Annotated in this window: 16 protein-coding genes and 4 tRNA genes; 7 read left to right on the top strand and 13 right to left on the bottom strand. The window is 69.2% G+C overall.

From position 1 onward, the window contains the following. Positions 1-188 precede the first annotated feature (188 nt). Positions 189-758, bottom strand: a complete 570-nt coding sequence (gene efp, locus AB1L88_RS21830) for an elongation factor P (protein ID WP_367098812.1) — start codon at positions 756-758, stop codon at positions 189-191. A gap of 249 nt (positions 759-1007) precedes the next feature. Here efp and rnc point away from each other — a divergent pair, with 249 nt between their 5' ends. Both rnc and AB1L88_RS21820 read left to right on the top strand, forming a co-directional pair. Then, positions 1008-1724 carry a ribonuclease III gene (gene rnc, locus AB1L88_RS21825; protein WP_367098811.1) on the top strand — a complete coding sequence of 239 codons (717 nt, stop codon included), beginning with the start codon at positions 1008-1010 and terminating at the stop codon, positions 1722-1724. Positions 1725-1892: 168 nt separating this feature from the next. Beyond that, the gene (locus AB1L88_RS21820) at positions 1893-3170 is read left to right on the top strand and encodes a hypothetical protein (protein ID WP_367098810.1); all 1278 of its coding nucleotides are present in this window, start codon (positions 1893-1895) and stop codon (positions 3168-3170) included. A 147-nt stretch (positions 3171-3317) separates the two neighbouring features. Here the strand turns inward: AB1L88_RS21820 and AB1L88_RS21815 are convergent. The 7 genes from AB1L88_RS21815 to AB1L88_RS21785 all read right to left on the bottom strand — a co-directional run bounded on the left by AB1L88_RS21815 (position 3318) and on the right by AB1L88_RS21785 (position 10453). Next, positions 3318-3392: transfer RNA gene (locus AB1L88_RS21815), tRNA-Pro, on the bottom strand. Positions 3393-3481: 89 nt separating this feature from the next. Continuing rightward, the gene (locus tag AB1L88_RS21810; protein ID WP_367098809.1) at positions 3482-3856 is read right to left on the bottom strand and encodes a response regulator; all 375 of its coding nucleotides are present in this window, start codon (positions 3854-3856) and stop codon (positions 3482-3484) included. Positions 3857-3913: 57 nt separating this feature from the next. Then, entirely contained in the window at positions 3914-4585 is a 672-nt protein-coding gene (locus AB1L88_RS21805; protein ID WP_367098808.1) for a hypothetical protein, read from the bottom strand. Between the two features lie 461 nt (positions 4586-5046). Continuing rightward, positions 5047-5997 carry a ParB/RepB/Spo0J family partition protein gene (locus AB1L88_RS21800; protein ID WP_367098807.1) on the bottom strand — a complete coding sequence of 317 codons (951 nt, stop codon included), beginning with the start codon at positions 5995-5997 and terminating at the stop codon, positions 5047-5049. Next, on the bottom strand, positions 5984-6736 hold the full coding sequence (locus tag AB1L88_RS21795) for a ParA family protein (protein ID WP_367098806.1): 753 nt from the start codon (positions 6734-6736) through the stop codon (positions 5984-5986). The genes AB1L88_RS21800 and AB1L88_RS21795 overlap by 14 nt, the downstream gene beginning before the upstream one ends. A 457-nt stretch (positions 6737-7193) precedes the next feature. Continuing rightward, positions 7194-8576, bottom strand: a complete 1383-nt coding sequence (locus AB1L88_RS21790; RefSeq protein ID WP_367098805.1) for a nicotinate phosphoribosyltransferase — start codon at positions 8574-8576, stop codon at positions 7194-7196. A 47-nt stretch (positions 8577-8623) separates the two neighbouring features. Then, positions 8624-10453 carry a glycosyltransferase family 39 protein gene (locus AB1L88_RS21785; RefSeq protein WP_367098804.1) on the bottom strand — a complete coding sequence of 610 codons (1830 nt, stop codon included), beginning with the start codon at positions 10451-10453 and terminating at the stop codon, positions 8624-8626. 226 nt (positions 10454-10679) lie between these two features. On the opposite strand from AB1L88_RS21785, the gene AB1L88_RS21780 reads away from it, so the two are divergent. Together AB1L88_RS21780 and AB1L88_RS21775 are read left to right on the top strand one after the other, a co-directional pair. After that, the gene (locus AB1L88_RS21780; RefSeq protein WP_367098803.1) at positions 10680-11627 is read left to right on the top strand and encodes a histone deacetylase; all 948 of its coding nucleotides are present in this window, start codon (positions 10680-10682) and stop codon (positions 11625-11627) included. 61 nt (positions 11628-11688) lie between these two features. Then, positions 11689-13179 carry a dicarboxylate/amino acid:cation symporter gene (locus AB1L88_RS21775; RefSeq protein WP_367098802.1) on the top strand — a complete coding sequence of 497 codons (1491 nt, stop codon included), beginning with the start codon at positions 11689-11691 and terminating at the stop codon, positions 13177-13179. Between the two features lie 35 nt (positions 13180-13214). Here the strand turns inward: AB1L88_RS21775 and AB1L88_RS21770 are convergent. After that, positions 13215-13286, bottom strand: a tRNA-Glu gene (locus AB1L88_RS21770). A 169-nt stretch (positions 13287-13455) separates the two neighbouring features. Between AB1L88_RS21770 and AB1L88_RS21765 the strand changes: the two genes are divergently transcribed. Next, the gene (locus AB1L88_RS21765; protein WP_367098801.1) at positions 13456-14007 is read left to right on the top strand and encodes a DJ-1/PfpI family protein; all 552 of its coding nucleotides are present in this window, start codon (positions 13456-13458) and stop codon (positions 14005-14007) included. A gap of 52 nt (positions 14008-14059) precedes the next feature. Here the strand turns inward: AB1L88_RS21765 and csrA are convergent, their stop codons facing one another. The 4 genes from csrA to AB1L88_RS21745 form a co-directional block, all read right to left on the bottom strand. Next, entirely contained in the window at positions 14060-14266 is a 207-nt protein-coding gene (gene csrA / locus AB1L88_RS21760; protein WP_152051269.1) for a carbon storage regulator CsrA, read from the bottom strand. Positions 14267-14465: 199 nt separating this feature from the next. After that, complete coding sequence (locus tag AB1L88_RS21755; protein WP_367098800.1) at positions 14466-15188, bottom strand: sigma factor; 723 nt, start codon at positions 15186-15188, stop codon at positions 14466-14468. 342 nt (positions 15189-15530) lie between these two features. Then, positions 15531-15604 (bottom strand) — tRNA-Arg (locus AB1L88_RS21750). 71 nt (positions 15605-15675) lie between these two features. Continuing rightward, a tRNA-Arg gene (locus AB1L88_RS21745) sits at positions 15676-15749 on the bottom strand. A gap of 204 nt (positions 15750-15953) precedes the next feature. On the opposite strand from AB1L88_RS21745, the gene AB1L88_RS21740 reads away from it, so the two are divergent. Together AB1L88_RS21740 and AB1L88_RS21735 are read left to right on the top strand one after the other, a co-directional pair. Next, the gene (locus AB1L88_RS21740) at positions 15954-16733 is read left to right on the top strand and encodes a 3-ketoacyl-ACP reductase (RefSeq protein ID WP_367098799.1); all 780 of its coding nucleotides are present in this window, start codon (positions 15954-15956) and stop codon (positions 16731-16733) included. Between the two features lie 147 nt (positions 16734-16880). After that, positions 16881-18410 carry a protein kinase gene (locus AB1L88_RS21735; protein ID WP_367098798.1) on the top strand — a complete coding sequence of 510 codons (1530 nt, stop codon included), beginning with the start codon at positions 16881-16883 and terminating at the stop codon, positions 18408-18410. Positions 18411-18415: the final 5 nt, after the last annotated feature.

Below are 18415 nucleotides of genomic sequence, written 5' to 3'. Positions count from 1 at the left end.
TCGAACGAGGCCCCCTCACCCGGCCTTCGGTCACCCTCTCCCCCGCGAGCGGGAACGAGGGTCGGAGTGAGCCCACACCGGCGGAGCGTGGTGATGCTCAGCCTTCTTCCCCGCGAGCGGGAGAAAGGGTCGGGGGCGGTCGATTGCTCGCGAGAAGGAGAGGTTGGGACAGGTCGCGAGCGAAGGGATCAGCCGCCGCGGCCGAGGTACTCGCCGGTGCGGGTATCGACGCGGACGATGACGCCCTGGTCGAGGTGCTCGGGGACCTGGACGACGTGGCCGGTGGAAAGCGTGGCGGGCTTGGTGCGTCCGGTGGCGGAGTTGCCGCGGACGCCGGGGCTGGTGTCGGTGACGGGGAGCTCGACGACGTCGGGGATCTCGATGCCGATCGGCTGCTCGTCGACGACGAGGGCCTCGACGCCTTCCATGTTCTCGGTCATGAACGGGGCCTGGTCTTCGAGGCTCTCGGCGGGCATCGAGAATTGCTCGAAGTTCTGGGCGTCCATGAAGTGGAACTGCTCGTCGTCGCGGTAGAGGTACTGGATCGGGCGACGCTCGAAGCTCGACTCGGCGAGGGTGTCGGTCCCCTTGAAGGTCTTGTCGAGGCGCTGGCGGGTCTTGAGGTTCCGCGTGCGGACCTTGTACAGGGTGGCCGCCCCCCGGGCCGAAGGGGTCTGGACGACGATTTGCTCGATGAGATGCGGCTGGCCGTCGATCTCGACGACCATGCGTTTCTTGAAATCCTTGGCGGGGATCACGGCGGGGGCGCTCCAACCTCGGCTTCGACGACCTGAGTGGGGGGAGACTTGAGTCGCTCCGACGGGCCGGGCTTCGGGTCGGCGAAGGGCGGTCGGGGGAGTCTCCTGAAGGGCTCAATCGTATCGGGAAACGGCATGCGCGGTAAAGCCCGGCCGCGCCGACCGCGCCGACGGGCGGAGGGTTCCATTGACTTCGGGAGTGCCGGGCGATAGCCTCCAGTGATCCCTCCTTGGTCTGAGACGGCACCCATGCCCGCGCCCCCCGAAGACGATCTGCTGGACCATTGCCAGCGGGCCATCGGCTATCGCTTTGCGAACGAGGCCCTGCTTCGCTCCGCGTTGACGCACGCCTCGGGGGCCGATCACCGGCTCGCGTCGAACGAACGGCTCGAATTCCTGGGGGATTCGGTCCTGGGCCTGATCGTCTGCGAGTTGCTGTTCCGGCGCTATCCGGAGTTCCTCGAAGGGGAGCTGACGCGGATCAAGTCGGTCGTCGTCTCCCGGCAAACGTGCGCTCGGTTCTCGGGTGAGCTGGGGTTCGACACCTGCCTGACGCTGGGCAAGGGGATGTCGGGGTACGGTCCCCCGCCGTCGTCGGTGCTGGCCGACGTGTTCGAGAGCGTGCTGGGCGCGCTCTACCTGGACGGGGGGATGGAGGCCGCCCGGGCGTTCCTGGAGCCGCTGGTGCTCCCCGAGATCGTCGAGGTGGTCGAGAACCAGAGCGGGTCGAACCACAAGAGCACCTTCCAGCAGGTCGCCCAGCGCGAGTACGGCGCGACGCCGACCTACCGCCTGCTCGACGAGCAGGGCCCCGATCATTCGAAGTGCTTCAAGATCGCCGCGCAGGTGGGCCCGCACAAGTTCCCCCCGGCCTGGGGGCGGAACAAGAAAGAGGCCGAGCAACGGGCGGCGCTGAATGCCCTCTGCCAGATCGCCGGCGAGCCGATCCCGTTCGCCTCGGGCTGACGGGCCGGGCGAAGGGGCGCGAGGATCGGCGGTCGAGTCCCTTGCGGGGCCCGGCCGCGGGCCCTTAGGATGGCGGTTTGGCGGCGAAGTCGCTCGACGTCCGGCCGTCGCGCAGCCGATCCGAACGAGGCGGGACCACCGCCGCATTGATTCCCGAGAGATGCCTTCATGGTTCCCGACCTCGGTCTCGGGCCCGAGATCTGGTTACTGCTGACCCTCCTGCTGAGCGTCTGCATCTTCGTCTCGTTCCGACGACCGTGGAGCCTGAGGAATCTGGATCTGCTGCTGCTGTTCGTGCTGGCGCCGGGGCTGATGGCCCTGGTGGGCGACGGCGAGAGCGACCGGACCCTGGTGCCGTTCCTCTGGCTCTTTTTCGGGACGGGGCTGTGGCTGCTGCGGTGCCTGCTGGATCTCGGCCTGGCACGTCGGCCGATGCTGGAGCCGAACCTCAATGCGCCGGGACTGACGTGCCTCTCGGTCGGGATGATCGTCTTGCTCGTTGCCGAGACGATCAGCCTGCCGATCCGAGAAGGGACGGCCCGCAACCCCGCGGCCTCGGACGACGGGAAGGTCGAGCCGCACGGCGCCGTGGGGGCGGTCTCCCGCGTGCAGGGGGACCACGACGACGCGGCGCTCCCGGTGCCGACCGAGCCGGGGGTCGTGCGGTGGCGGTCGACGCAGATCCTGGTGTCGAGGGTGCTGGCCGGGCTCTCTCATATCGGGGTGGTGCTGGGGCTCTGGATGCTCGGCCGGACGCATTTCGGCCAGCCGATCGCGGGGCTCTCGGCGGCGGCGTTGTATCTGGTGATGCCCTACACGCGGATCGAGGTGGTCGACAGCGGGCAGGTGTTCCCGGCGGCGCTGATCGTCGCGGCCCTGGTCTGGTACGAGATGCCCGCGAGGGCCGGGGCGCTGATCGGCCTGGCGGCCGGCTGGATGCCGGCGAGCGTGGGCTTGATCCCGCTCTGGCTGGGCTTCTACCGGGGGAGGCACGCGGCGCGGTTCGCGGCGTCGAGCCTGGCGGTGGCGATCGGCTGCGTCCTGAGCGGGCGGAACGTCCCGGTCCTGAGCCGATGGGCCGAGGCGATGGGGGCGCGCGGCCTGGCCCAGGCGGGCCTGGTTCCGGGCCAGGAGACGCCGACCTCGGGGAGCCTCTGGTCGGGGCTCGACCCGGCCTACCGGCTGCCGGTGCTGGTGGCGTACCTCTCGCTCGTCATCGTCGTGTCGATCTGGCCGCTGAGGAAGAACCTCGGGGAGCTGATCGCCCTATCGGCGGCGGTCTTGCTGGCCAGCCAGTTCTGGTACCTGGAGAAAGGGGGGACGATGGTGCTGCTCTACCAGCCCCTGCTCCTCCTGATGATGTTCCGCCCGAACCTGGCGGCCAGGCGGGCGCCGAGGGCCGAGCGGACGAGCGAGGCGGCCGCGCCCCCCCTGCTCCGCACCTGACGGGCGCCTCCGCCCCGGGGCGGCGATCGGTGCGGCCGCGGGAGCGATCGAAGGGTTTGCCGGTTCCACGTGAAACGGGCGGGCGAGGATCGGGGGCGGGGCCGATCCCGGCACGACAGGAGACATGATCCGCGACGGGACCGAACGTCGGGGCGACCAGATTCGAACTGGTGACCTCCTGCTCCCAAGGCAGGCGCGCTAACCAGACTGCGCTACGCCCCGAATGGCGATGCACAGGCATGGTAGCGCCGGCCGGGCCTGCGGGTCAAGGTCGAGTCGGGCGAATCTCGGGTCGAGGCGCGACGCCGGGGTCAGACGGCCAGATGGGAGACGCGGTCGATCAGGCGATCGCAGTCGACCGGCTTGCTCAGGACCTCGTCGAAGGTGTTCCGGAGTTCGCCCAGCAGGCCGGCATCGAGCTGCTGGGCGGTGATCAGGATCAGGGCGAGGCCGGGGAAGCGGTCTCGCAGGCATCGGCCGAGGTCCTGGCCGTCGAGTCCGGGCATGCAGAGGTCGGTGATCACCAGCCGGGGGCAGCGGTCGTCGCAGAGGTCGAGCGCCTCGCGACCGGAGCCGACGTCGATGCAGGAATGCCCGGCATGGTCGAGCAGTCGGGCGATCGACGCGCGGCCGATCGCGTCGTCATCGACCAGCAGGACGAACGGACCGCCACAGGAAGAGACCATCGGAGAGGCCTCGGTGAGGGGGCTCAGCAGTGGCATTCCAGGGAACCTCGATGGGGGTCACCGTTGATCGGTCGGCCAGCTCAGTTCGATGGCGCAGGAATCGGCCGCAATCGCGAGCGTGCCCTGGTGGGCGCGGAGCACCCGGGCGAGCACGGGGAGGGCGAGGTTCTCCTCGTCGCCCTGGGTCCGGATCAGCGAGGCCTCTCCCTCGAAGCGGACGCGGAACCGGTCGAGGTCGCGTTGCCAGCTCAGGCGAATCGTCCCGTCGGCGGGGCCCTGGGCGGCCCAGAACTGGATCAGGGCGTCGAGCCCCTGGGCGAGCCGGTTCCAGTCGAACCGCGAGGGGAGCGCCTCGGCCGGGCCGCAGGGTTCCAGGCGGAGGAAGCGCGAGGCGAGCGCCCGTTGCCAGTCGGGCACGCGCTGCTCGATCCAGTGGTTCAGGTCGCCCTCGGCCAGCGAGGGTTGGAGCGGGGTGCAGAACAGTTGCACCTGCTCGATCATCGCTTCCATGGACCGGTAGGCCGAGTCGGCCCGTCCCCACTCGGGTCCCGAGGGGTTGCCGGAGAGCCTTCGAGCCAGATAGAGGCTCAGTTTCATGCTGTTCAGGCGGTTCCGGAGTCGGTGGCAGTAGCGATCCAGCAGGACCTGGATCAGGGCGATCCGATCCGGTTCCTCGACACAACGAAGCAGTGCCCCGGCGAGTCCATCGACCTGCGCCGCTGTGCTCATCTTGCCTCCGACATCGAGTCGTCGACTCCGGCGATCGGACGCCCGGGAGCTCGCCCTCGGACGCGATCCGACGGAGTGAAGTGCGGTCCTCGCGATCGCGTTCCTCATCGCAATCACGGTGCCGATCGTCCTCCGGGATGGGGGTGATCCCCTGAAGCAACCGACGCGATCGGGCCTTACGTCCATTGCCGGGCGATCTCACGATCGCTCGGGATGATCGGCAGCGGGAATCGGACTTCTCGTTGGTCGGGAACCGCCGGTGAAATGGGAACCGGTCTTCCCGGAACGCTCACAATCGGGGGGGAGTCCCGATCACGAGAACGACCCCGGGCGGCGAGTGCCGGCCGGGGTCGGAGGTCGGTTCGGGCGTGCCAGGGGTCGTCGACCGAGGCCCCCGGATTGGTCCTCAATCCGGGGGCCTGCGACCCGGGAGGGGGGACTGTCGCGGGGGGAACTGCCGGTCAGCCGGACCAGTCTTCGTGCTGATGATGCTCCTCGTGCCCGACGGCGACGGGCTCGGGAGTCCACTCGGCTCCCCGGATCATGCCGGTGATCCGCTCGAACTGGTCGCGGTTCGCGTAGTCGATGACGATCTGGCCGCGGTCTTCCCCCTTGACCTTGATGAGGACCTGGGTCTCGAACCGGGTGCGGAGGTGATCCTCCAGCTCCGAGACGTGCGGGGGACGGGTGACGGCGTGGGCCTGATCGACCCGGACCCGTGCGCGTGAGGGGGTCGGCTCGCCGGTCTTGACCAGGGCCTCGGTCTGGCGGACCGAGAGCTTCTCGTCGATCACCCGGCGGCAGGCCGCGGCCTGCTCCTCGGGATTCTCGATGGCGAGCAAGGCCCGTGCGTGCCCGGGGCTGATCTGGTCGCTGACGACGGCGTGCTGGAGCTCCTCGGGCAGGTCGAGCAGGCGGAGGAGGTTCGAGAGGGTCGAGCGGTCGATGCCGAGTCGGCCGGCCAGCTCCTCCTGGGTGCCGCCGTACGAGTCGAGGTAGCGGCGGAAGGCCTGGGCCTTCTCGATGGCGTTGAGATCCTTCCGCTGGAGGTTCTCGACGATCGCCAGCTCGTTGACCCGCTGGTCGTCCAGCTCCAGGACCCGGGCCGGGACCTCGGCCAGGTGGGCCTCGACGGCGGCCCGGAGCCGACGCTCGCCGGCGATCACCTGGAAGCGGTCGCCGGCGGTCCGGACGAGGATCGGCTGGAGCATCCCGTGCTGGCGGAGCGAGTCGGCCAGCGCGGCGATCTCGTCGGCGTCGAAGATGCGCCGGGGCTGGAACGGGTTCGGGTCGATCTGGTCGACGGGCAGGTGTGTCAGCTCGGCCGCTTCCAGCGAGCCGGGCTCGAAGCCGCCTTCTTCCGTGCCGAGCAGCGCGGTCAGCCCGCGCCCGAGTCGCTTACCCTTGGTCACGATCGATGACCTCCAATGTCAGCTCCATGTAAGCCCGGGCCCCCCTGGCCCGAGGCGCGTAATCGATGACGCTCAAGCCGTGGCTCGGCGCCTCGCTGACGAACACGTCGCGCGGGATCATCGTGTCGAAGACGGCGTCATCGAAGAACCCGCGGACCTCGTTGGCAACCTCGTTGGCCAGCTCCAGCTCGGGGTCGTACATCGTCAGGACGATGCCGCCGATCTCCAGGCGTCGGTTGTCGCGCGCCTTGGTCTGCCGGGCCAGCTCGATGATCTGGGAAAGGCCCTCCATGGCGAAGTATTCGCACTGGATCGGGATGTAGACCTCGGCCGACGCCCCGAGCGAGGCCCGGGTGAGCTGGCCGAGCGACGGCGGACAGTCAATCAACACATAATCATACTTTGAAAGCTCCGAGCCGAGTTGTTGCCGCAAGGCCGAGGCGCGCTGGCGGTTCGAGGCCGAGAGGGCGTCGGCGTCGGCGAGGCTCTGGGAGCCGGGCAGCACATAGAGCCGCTCCTGGCTCGTGGGGGCGACGGACTCGGCCAGGGGCTTGCCGGCGAGCAGGGGGTGTCGCTTGGCCGGTTCGACCCCGAGTCCGCTGGTCGCGTTGCACTGGGGGTCGACGTCGATCACGAGCGCCGACCTGCCCGCCTTGGCCAGCCCGGCCGCCAGATTGATGGCGGTGGTCGTCTTGCCGACGCCCCCCTTCTGGTTGGCCACGCTGATGATCTTGGCCACGGTCGAGGTTCCTCCCGCCACTAAAGGGGACCGCAACGGGCGGGCTCGGACAGATCCTTGTGTTCCGGAGGGGTGTCGTCGAAGGGTGCCGGGCGTCCGTGCCCGCTCGTGCTTGAGCTTGAGCCTGAGCGATCGAATCGATCTGGAATGATGAAACCGGGGCAGGTCGATCACGAGGATGGGCTGCAGGACTCTAGCCGCCCCCCCCTGCCCTGTAAAGCTCAAGTGTGCCGGCGGCCGTCGTCCGGGGTGCCTGCGCACGGTCGCGGCGAGCAGCGATCCGGAGGAGGGCCTTCCCGACCCTCGACGCCGCGGGCGAGGGCGAGGATGGCCGCGAGGTCGGCTGGGGGAGCCTCGGCGAGACGATGGGCCGCGTTTCGGACGCAATGACCCGTCACGACGGCCCTCTCCCCCGGACGGCGAGGACGAGTCGGGGGCGGCCGGGAGTGCGGCGTGCTCAGTCGGCCGGGCCTGCCGGGCCGGTGCGGAGGCGGTGGGCGATGCGGTCGGCCTCGTCGGTCAGGGAGCTGCTGAAATCGACGGGGTAGTCCCCCTGGGCGTCGAGGGTGAGGAGGGCGTCGGGGAGGGAGGCGATCTGGTCGGCGCATCGGGATCGGATGGCGTCGAGGCCGGGCAAGGGATCGACGAGTTCCCCGCCGCGGAGGACGGGGATGAGGAGCGGCTCGCCTTCGGCGGGCTCGTCGAAGCGGGTGACGCGATCGCCGGCGAACCTCCCCTGCCCGTCTCGCGACCGGAAGACCTGCTTGGCGAGCGGGATGCTGACCTTGTCGGGGCTGAGCTTCAGCCGCCCCGTCCCGTCGTAGGCGACGATCTTGTAGACCATCGCCAGCGACGGGGCGTCTCGGCTGGTGATCAACTCGGTGCCGACTCCGAATGCGTCGATCGGCGCCCCGGCCCTGACGAGCCGGTCGATCGCCCACTCGTCGAGGTCGCCGCTGGCGAAGATTCGCGTCCGGGGGCGATCGTGCGCATCGAGGATCGACCGGGCTTCTCGGGATAACGCGAGGAGGTCCCCGCTGTCGAGGCGAACGCCGGCCACGGCGGGCTCGATCGAGGCGGCGCGGCGGACGCCTTCAAGGGTGTCGTAGGTGTCGACGAGCATCGTCGATTGGGCGCCGAAGTGGCGGCCGAAGGCCCGGAACGAGGCGAGCTCGTCCTCGAAGGACTGGATCCAGGAATGGGCCATCGTCCCGATGGCCGGGATGCCGAGCCGGCGGGCGGCCTCGACGTGACTCGTGCCGGAGAAGCCGGCGAGGTAGGCCGATCGGGCCGCCAGCAGCGGGGCCATCGGCCCGTGCCCCCGCCGGGCGCCGAACTCGACGACCGAGCGGCCGCCGGCGACGTGGATGATCCGGCTCGCCTTCGAGGCGACCATCGTCGGGTAGGCGCAGGCGTTGATCAGGAACGTCTCGATCCACTGCGCCTGCTCCAGCGGGGCCTCGACCCGCACCAGTGGCTCGTTCGGGAAGACGACCGAGCCCTCGGGCGCGGCCCAGACGTCCCCGGTGAAGCGGAGCGATCGGAGGCGATCGAACCAGGAGGGGTCGACGTGCTGGAAGGTCGGGTGCTTCCGGAGCCAGGCGACCTGCTCGTCGCCGAAGCGCATGCTGAGCAGGCCGTCGATCGCCTGTTCCAGGCCCGCGAAGACGAGGTACGAGCGGTTCGCCGGCAGCTTGCGGACGAACAGCTCGAAGGTGGCGGGCGTCTCGGCCATGCCCTCGGCGGCATAGCCGGCCATCATGGTCAGCTCGTAGAGGTCGGTGAGCGTGCCGATGGCGTCGGGGTCGGGCCAGAGCGAGATGGGAGGAGTGCCAGGCATGGTGGTGGCTCGGAGAAGGGACGCGAATCCGCCCGATCGGCTCGGCGTCATCGCCTCGAGAAGATCCAGAAGGTGCAGGCCCCCGCGTCCTGGCTCTCGGCCATCGCCTGGCCGGGACCGTCGGGAGGCCCGATCCCGAGCAACCGCTCCCGAGGGTCGTAGACGGAGCCGGGCCGGACGTCGAGCAAGGGGGCGATGGAAATGGTCGTCTGCAGCTCGGCCGAGCGTTCCCAGCCGGCCGCTTCGAGCTCGCGTTCCAGGTCCGGGGTCATCGAGACGCCCATCGCGGCATCGACGAGCGCGAGCGTCCCGGGAGGGGCCGAGGTGGTCCGGAGCGCCTCCAGGTCTTCGAGGACCCGGATCGGGACGGAGCCCCCCATGAGCACCGCGTGATACCGGACCGTCGGCCGGGTGTAAAACAGGACCGAGGGGGCCGGCGCGCCGAGGGGAGCGTCGGGCGATTCGGCTCGGAGGAAGGCGGCGGCGCGTCGGCTGCCGTCGCTCCGGGAGAGCGGGTCGGGGAACCATCGGACCCGATCGGGCAAGAGCCATGGGCCGAGGATCGCCAGCGCCACGCCGGCGGCGGCGACCGCTCCCACGTGACTCGAGGACCGCAAGAATCGACGGGCCGGGGATGGGTCCGGGGTCGCGGTCGGGGTCGCCTGCGATCCGTCCTGCGCGCCGCGCAGCCAGCGGAGGACGGCCGCGATCAAGCCACCCGCGAGCAGCCAGGAGGCGGCCAGCGTCGGGAGCCAGAGCCGGGCATACGGATGGTACAACGGGGTCGTCGCGGCCATGACCAGGAACCAGACGGCCACCAGCCGGGCCGCGGGCCGCTCGTCGGAGATCGCGAGGAGCGGAGCCCAGGCCAGGGCCGCCCAGAACGGGAGGTTCGCCGGACTCGCGAGCGAGCCGATGGCCAGGATCAGGGCGAGCACCGGCCCGAGCTGCCGGAATCGCCTCCAGGATCGGACGGACCTCCCCTGCCCGATCGCGGCGCCGATCCAGGCCAGGGCGATCGAGAGCGCGAGCCACGACAGCCCCGTTCGGGTCAGGCCGACCAGCGCCGCAGCCTGGGCCATCTGCTGCTGCCAGTTGGGCCACCAGCCGGGCAGCCCGTCCACATAGCTCCGGTGATGGGCCAGGAGGCCCGCGTAGCCGGTGGTCCGCTCGACGAAGAGGAACCAGGGCAGGTAGACCATCAGGGACACGCCGGCCGCGAGCAGGCCGAATCCCAAGGCCTTCGGCACCGCGAGGCGTCCGATCCCGGGCCGAATCGCCGCGACCAGGACCGTCAGGGCGACGACCAGGCCGGTCATCCCTCCGTTGTACTTCACCAGCTGGGCCAGGCCGACGAAGACGCCGAGGCCGACGGCCTGACGGATTCCAGGCCGGTCGAGGAATCGGACACCGGCGATCATCGCCAAAGACCAGGCGAGCAGGAACGTCGCGTCGGTCAGGCCGGTCCGGGAGAAGACGACGTGCGAGCCCGAGAGCGCGACCAGGGCGGCGGTCGCGGCCCCGGCCCCCTGGCCGAACGACCGGCGGGCCAGCCACGCCAGGACGGGGATCGTGAGCACCCCGGCCAGGATCGAGACGAGGATGACCGCCGCGGCCGAGACGCCGACGGCCTGATAGGACACGCCGACCAGGAATGGGAAACCCGGGGGAGCATAGGGGATCAAACCCGGGTCGATCGAGCGGAGCCCCCCTTCGGCGAACACCCAGGACGCGGCCTGCGCGTAGATCCCCTCGTCGAAGTGGTCGAGGCCAAGCGTGCCGAGGCCCTTGAGCCGCAGGCCCGCGCCGAGCATGGTCATGGCGATCACCCAGACCGTCTCCCGGCCGAGGCGTCGCGGCATCGCGTCGGTGTCCATGCCGGGATTCTACCGCGCCGTCGAGGGTTTCGCGCGTCTGTCGGTTTCACGTGGAACGCGCCCCGCCGGACGCTCGGGGGTCGACCCCCGGGGGGCTTTGCGGTTCACCTCATTGACGCCCCCCGGCCCTCGCCTTACCGTGCAACGAGACGGCCGTATCCTCGTTCCCTGCCGATGCGACCCCCGACGCGATCCCCGAACCGAGCCAGATCGAGGCCCGACGCTCATGGCCATGGTCCGCTTCTTCAGCGACCCCCGGATGCTCGAACATGTCCCGCCCGTCGGCCACCCGGAGGCCCCGGAACGCCTGGCGATCTTGCTCCGACACCTGGAACGGACGACCGTCCGGGCCGCCTGCGCCTCGGGCACGGTCCGAGAGGCGACGGATGAGGAGCTGCTCCGGATTCACGATGCCGAGTACCTGGACACGCTCTCCCGGATGGCGTCGGAGGGCGGCGGGCGGATCGAGGCCGACACCTGGCTCGGCCGGGGGTCGATCGCCGCGGCTCGCCTGGCGGCCGGGGCGGCGATCGAGGCCGTCTCGGCCGTCGTCGAAGGGCCGCAACGCGTGGCCTTCTGCGCGGTCCGGCCCCCGGGACACCATGCCCGCCCGAGCCACGCGATGGGGTTCTGCCTGTATGGGACCGTGTCGGCCGCGGCGGCTCATGCGGTCGAGGTGCTCGGGATGTCTCGCGTGCTGGTGATCGACTGGGACGTGCATCACGGCAACGGGACGCAGGAGATCTTCTATCAGGACGGCCGGGTCGGGTTCCTGTCCCTGCACCGGCACCCGTTCTATCCCGGCACCGGCATGAAAGACGAGACCGGAAGCGGCCGGGGGCTGGGATGGATCAGGAACCTGCCGACCCCCTATGGGACGCCTCGGCGGGCGGTCGTCGAGCAGTTTACCGCGGCGCTGGAGGCGATGGCCGACAAGACACGGCCGGAGCTGGTCCTGATCAGCGCCGGCTTCGATGCCCACGCGAACGACCCGGTGGGCGACCTGGGCCTGGAGGTCGAGGACTTCGAGGTCATGACCCAGGCCGTCGAGCAGGTGGCCGACACCCACGCGGGAGGTCGCCTGGTGAGCGTGCTCGAAGGGGGTTACGATCCGGTGACGCTCGCCCGGTGCGTTGAGGCCCATCTGCGCATCCTGGGGGCGGAAACTCCGTAAGCCCAAGCCGCGCGGGTCGGCCGCCGACCGCAACGAACGCATGCCCGATCGGATCGCCCTGATGACTGCTGACGCTCCTGCTCCTCGTCGCCGTGTCTCGTTCGTGACCCGAATCCTCCTGGCCATGGTCGCCGGGGCGCTCCTGGGACAGTTCGCCAACTGGGCCGTCGGCTCGGAGGCCACGCTGGCGGGCCGATTGACCGCTCGACTGCCGGGAGGGATCGGCCCGGGTGTCCTCGACGCCTGGCTGGCGGTCGGACGCTTCACCGTGACGCTCGGTTACCTCGGCGGCCTGGTGGTGGACCTGATCAAGGGCCTGGCCGGGCCGCTCCTCTTCTTCGCGGTGATCGACGCGTTCCTCCGGACCCGGATCCAGGCGAGGAACGCGGGCTTGATGCTGTTGATCTCGGGGACGAACGCGGCGATCGCGGTGGTCATCGGGCTGACGATCTCGAATACGATCGAGCCGGGCCGGTATCTGAATCAGGAGATGGCCGGGCCCGTCGCGGCTCGGGACGGGCAGGGGGCGGCCGCGGTGGCCGAGGATCAGTCGGTCGAGGAAGACCCGGAACTCGGACGATTCGCCGCGGGGCGGAGGCCGATCGACTTCGTCAGGGACCTGCTCGGCTTCGTCCCGACGAACCCGGTCCAGCCGTTTTTGGAAAGCTCGATCTTGTCGATCATCATCCTCGCGTTGCTCGGCGGGGCCGCGTTGCGGAAGGTGAAGGATGAGCAGATCGCCGAGGGGCGATCCGACTACCGGGTCATTGAGACCGGCGTGGCCGTGATCTTCCGGGCGATCGAGGTGGCCCTGGCCTGGGTGATCGCGCTGGTGCCCTTGGCGGTCTTCGGCGTGGTGGCGAAGACGGTGGCCGAGCAAGGGTTCGAGCCGTTCCTGGGGCTGATCGTCTACGTCGGGGTGGCGATGCTCGGCCTCGCGATCCAGGTGGCGGTCGTGTATCAGGCCTGGATCGTCCTGGTGGCCCGGATGCCCTTGCGGACGTTCTGGAGGTACGCCAAGGAGCCGGTCGCCTACGCGATGGGGGCCAGCAGCAGCCTGGCGACCCTGCCGGTGACGCTCAAGAATCTCGGCCGGATGGGGGTCTCGCCGACGGCCGCGCGGTTGTCGGCCTGCGTGGGGACGAACCTGAATAACGACGGCATCCTGCTGTACGAGGCGATGGCGGTGCTGTTCGTCGCGCAGGCGTATGGCATCGACCTGTCGATCGCCCAGCAGCTGATCGTGGCGTTCTCGTGCGTGGTCGCGGGCATCGGCATCGCGGGGGTGCCGGAGGCGGGCTTGATCTCGCTGGCCCTGGTGCTGAGCACCGTGGGATTGCCGCTGGAGTTGCTGCCGCTCTTGCTGACGGTCGACTGGGTGCTGTCCCGATGCCGGGCGATGACGAACGTGACCGCCGATTTCCTGGTGGCGGTGCTGCTCGACCGGCTCGGCGTCAGGGCGGAGGACGCCGCGGACTTGAGCGAGTCGGTCGCCCCGCACGATCCGGAAATGACAGCGGGGCCACCCTGCGTCGCATCGGACGAAGAGTAGCCCCGGGCGGAGCGAGCAACGAATCTGCTGAGAAATGACCCCGACGGGACTCGAACCCGTGTTGCAGGTGTGAAAGACCTGTGTCCTAACCACTAGACGACGGGGCCGTCTTCGAACTGAGTCCCATTATGAAAATTTCCGGCCGGAGGTCAACCTCAAGATGGGAAGAAGTGGCCGAGGGCCGGGGGATCAGTGGCTTGCACGCCCCGGGAATCGTGGGTTAAGGTCGGGGATCGACCTGAGCAACCCCCGACGCCGAGGCTCCTGGGTTCCGCGATGAAAACGATCCTGATCCTGACCGGCGACGCCGGCGAATCGCAGGAAATCTACTACGCCAAGTACCGGCTGGAGGAGGAAGGGTGGCAGGTGCGGATCGCCGCCCCCGAGCGGCGAGCGTTCCTGTCGGTCGTGCACGACTTCGAGCCGGGTTTCGACACCTACACGGAGAAACCGGGCTACCGGGTCTCGGCGGACCTGGGCCTCGACGAGTGCGACCCGGGCCGGTTCGATGCACTGGTCCTTCCCGGAGGTCGCGCGCCGGAGTACCTCCGGAACCGGCCGAAGGCGGTGGAGATCGTGCGGCACTTCGTCGAGGCGGGCAAGCCGATCGCGGCCAACTGCCACGGACCCTTGCTGCTGTTCGCGGCCGGGTACGGCAAAGGGGAGACGATGACGTGCTTTCCCGACCTGGCCCCCGAGGTCCGGGGCGCGGGCGGGGAATTCGTCGACCGAGACGTCGTCGTGTCGGGGCCGGTGGTCACGGTCCGAGGCTGGCCCGACAACGGGCCCTGGATGCGCGAGTTCGTCCGGCTGCTCAAGGCGACCTGATCGGGGACCTTCAGGAGGCGTCGGCCCCCGCGTCGCCTCACCTCACCTCACGTCAGTCGTCTTCGTAGAGCCGGGCGCCGCTCGGGTTCGTTTCGACCTGGTTGTGGATGGCGTCGTAGACTTCGCGACGGTGGACCGAGATGTCCTTGGGCGCCTCGATGCCCAGGCGGACCTTGTCGCCTCGGATCTCGACCACAGTGACGACGATGTGGTCGTTGATGATGATGCTCTCGTTCTTCTTCCGGGAAAGGACCAGCATCGCCAACCCTCATTCTGGAGCCGCAACAAAGGGAGGTCGTCAAGGACCGGGTTGGGATGAGCCCACGGCTCGGGCGAGGACCGGACGTCCTGCCCGGAGAGGATGGAAACCCCTCTCTCCGTGCCAGCTACCCGTTAAACTCTAGATGGAGAGAGGGGAAAGGTCAAGGATTTGCGCGGATCTGGTGATCGACGTAACTTTAGCGGGCGTCTCTTCTCCGATAGCGCTGGTAGAAGGCCCCCAGGCCGAGGTCATGGATTTCGGCCTCGATGTCGGCCCGGGTCGGGTGGGTCATGCCTTCCTTCAATTCGTGTTCGAGCAGCTCGGCGACCTTCTCGCGGGCCCGTTGCAGGGTCTTGCGGAAGGCCTCGGGACTGAGTCGTTCCTTGCTGTTCTGGGCGAGCTGTTCGGTCAGCTCCTCGATCGAGGCTTCCGGGCTCCTCATCCGGAGGTTCAGGACCCGGGCATAGCGGTTCTTGGGGTTCTGGGCCTCGTAGGTGTCCAGGCGAGCGAGGACGCGGTTGATGACCGCCTCGCGCCAGACCCGGTCGTATTCGGCGTCGGGCACGGAGGGATCGGGCAGTTCCCCGGGGGGGAGCGGCTGGAGCTTCCGGCCGCGGAAGTGGTCGATGATGAGGCGATGGAGGACGGTGCGGAGGTAGTCTCGGAAGCGGCCCTTGGTGTTGTCCGCGCCGGCGAGCTTGTGGTTCAGGAGCTTGATCCAGAACTCCTGGAGGACCTCGTCGGCGAGATTCGGGTCACGAAGTTTGAGGCGGAGGTACCGCTCCACGGCGTCGTGGTACCGGCCGATCAGATGCCGCATGGCTTCTCGGCCCTCGGGGCCTTCCTCGTGCGCGGTCCGGACGAGGTGCCAGTCGGTCGGCAGTTCCGTCAGTCGCTCTGGGATCGCATCGCTGGACATCACGGAAGCGTCGTCCTTCCAGATCAAGAAGCCGCCACGCTCCGGTGCGATCTGGCGGCCCGGAAGCGTTCGAGACTGCATCCTTGGTGAGCGGAGTCGCGGAGCGGGGGGCGAACATCGGGGAGGGGGGTGATGGTCGTGCCCCGGCTCGGTCGAGGTTGCAGGGTTCGTTCCACGTGGAACGAACGGGGAGTGGCCAGCGAACCGCGTCTGAACAATCGATCGACGCGCTCACAAAGAACGTACGATACGATTGCGGGTGCGGGTACGGAAAAGGCGAAATCCATGACCGGCCAGAGGCCCCGGTCGTTGCCGGGCGAGTGCCCGGGACTCACGATTGAGCGCGCCCGGCAGGATTCGAACCTGCGACCAGCGGTTTAGAAGACCGCTGCTCTATCCAACTGAGCTACGGGCGCCCGATGCGGGGTCGGGGATCGATCGAGCGAAGGTGAAGGAGATCGGGCTCGGGGAGCTTGTCAATTGTCAGTACGCCCGGCAGGATTCGAACCTGCGGCCTGCGGTTTAGGAAACCGCCGCTCTATCCTCCTGAGCTACGGGCGCATTCGCTCGAGCAATCCGCCTCGATTCTCCGGCTTCGGGGATCGGCTGTCAACGGATCGGACTCGATCGGCCCGGGAAGAGGTTCGGGGCGGCCGCCGCGTTTGACCGCCTCGGCGGGGCCTCGCAATGCTTTCCGGTCGTTTCTCGCACCGACCGATCGACTCGGGAGCAACGGAGGGGCCGGCTTCGGCCGGTCGGCACGCAATGATTGAGCATCGAGTGGCAGTGGTGACCGGCGGAGGGCGCGGGATCGGCCGAGGGATCGTGGAAGCCCTGGCCTCGGCGGGGATGGCCGTGGTGGTCAATTACCGATCGGACACGGCCTCGGCCGAGGACGTGTGCCGGATGGCCGAGCGGTCGGGGGCCCCGCAGTCCCTCGCGGTCCGGGCCGATGTGGCCGATCTGGACCAGGGGCGGGCGCTGATCGACCAGACGCTCGATCGCTTCGGACGCCTGGATCTACTGGTCAACAATGCGGGCGTCGCCCCCTTGCAACGGGCCGACGTCCTGGAGACCTCGCCGGAAAGCTGGGATCGCGTGCTCGGGATCAATCTCAGGGGGCCGTTCTTCCTGTCGCAATACGCTGCGCGATCCATGATCGATCGAAAAGACACCTGGGGGCCGATCGCCCCGATGATCGTCTTCGTGACCTCGGTCTCGAGCCGGATGGCCAGCACCAACCGCGTGGAGTACTGCGTCTCGAAGGCGGGGGTGAGCATGGCCGCGCAGGTGCTCGCCGTCGGGCTGGCGGAGCAGGGGATCCGGGTCTTCGAGGTCCGGCCGGGGATCATCGCGACCGAGATGACCGCGGGCGTCCGGGACGCGTACGATCGTCGCATCGCCGAGGGCCTGAGCCCGATCCGGCGCTGGGGGACCCCGGAGGACGTGGGGCGGGCCGTGGCGAGCCTGGCGTCCGGGGCCTTCGATTTTTCCCCCGGCCAGGTGCTGCATGTCGATGGCGGGCTTCATCTTGGGCGGCTCTGAGCCGGCCCAAGGTTTGCCGGGACCTCCCTGAACGCTAGAATAAGTCATGGTGAGGCGACTCGACTCGTCGTTGCCGCGCGCGTCTTGAGGGTTCGGGGCAGGTCTGCTCCCTCTTTTCTCGTAATCGAGGACGGGACCGCGGCCTTTATGGAAGAGCCAATCCCCACGCAGACGTCGACCCAGCCGGTGACCCGGCTGGGCAGCTATCGACTCGTCGAGCCGCTCGGCTCGGGGGGGATGAGTTCGGTCTTCCGGGCCGTCCACGACAGCAGCGGCTACGAGGTCGCGCTCAAGGTCCTGCCGCGTTACCTGGCCAAGAACCCGACCCTCCTGCAACGTTTCTTGCGGGAGGCCCAGAGCGCCGAGGCCCTGGAACATCCGAACATCGTCTCGATCTACGACCGGGGGGCCGAGAACGGCCGGCACTACCTGGTGCTCGAGTTCGTGGACGGCTCGGATCTGCACGACCTGGTCCGGCAGCACGGGCCCATGTCGGTCGTCGATGCGCTCCGGATCGTCCGGGAGGCCGCCCAGGGCCTCCTCTACGCCGCGAGCAAAGGGGTCATCCACCGAGACATCAAGCCGGCGAACATCCTGATGTCCCGGGAAGGGGCGGTCAAGCTGATCGACCTGGGCCTGGCCTTGCAGAGCGAGTCGGAGGACGAGCGGGTCACCCGGCACGGGACAACCGTCGGGACGGTCGACTACATGTCGCCGGAGCAGGCCCGGGATAGCCGGGCGGCCAACGAGCAGAGCGACATCTACTCGCTCGGCTGCACCCTGTACTACCTCCTGACCGGCTTCCCGCCGTTCGCCGGGGGCCACATCGCCGACAAGCTCCGCCGCCACGCGACCCAGCCGCCTCCCGACGTCCGCCAGCTTCGGCCCGACGTGCCCCGGAGCGTGGCGAAGTTCATCCAGCGATTGATGGCCAAGCGGCCGGTCGATCGGTACAAGACCTATGAGGAACTGATCGCCGATCTCGACTTCCTCGACCTGAACGACGCCGACTCCGGCAGCGGCTCGTTCGAGTTCGCCCTGATCGCAGACGACGACGACTCGGCCGACTTCGACCTGGGGGAGGGGGTCGAGGCGATCGAGGCCCCGTCGACGCGCGACTTCTCTCCCGTGTCCGAACCGACGTCCCGGGCGAAGCCGGCTCCCCAACCGGGGGCCGCCGGCCCTCCCGGGGGGGAGCCGGAGCTGAAGCTCGACGAACTGGCCGCCTTGCTCAAGGACGATGACGACGACGAGTCGACGCCCCGACGCGCGCCCGCCCCTTCGGCACCCCCCGGCGAGCCGCTTCCTCGAGGCCGATCGGCCCATCGGGAGCGACCGGCCCCCCCGGCTGAGCCGTTCGATCCCTTCGGCGACCTCGGCGAGGAGGACGACCTGATCGCGCCGATGCCGCTCCGGGGTCGGCGGTCGTACGGCCAGGATGCGTCCGTGAAGGCCTGGGCGATCGGGGGGGCGCTGGTCGGCCTCGTCATCGCCCTGCTCGGGTTCGCGATCATCAGCCTGATCCGGATGGACTGGTCGAGGGGCCCCACCTCCCCGTCGCAGCCTGCCGAATCGCGGGCGGCTCCCGGGGACGTCGGCGTCCGATCGATCGCCCCGAATTCATTCGAGATCACGCCGGGGGACGGGTCGCGGCCGGATCGGCTCCCGTCGAGCTGATCGCG

The organism is Tautonia sp. JC769 (assembly GCF_040717455.1).
In the GTDB taxonomy this organism is placed as follows: Bacteria; Planctomycetota; Planctomycetia; order Isosphaerales; family Isosphaeraceae; genus Tautonia.
The sequence above is the reverse complement of the archived record's forward strand: the minus strand, read 5'-3'. Positions and strand labels throughout refer to the sequence as shown.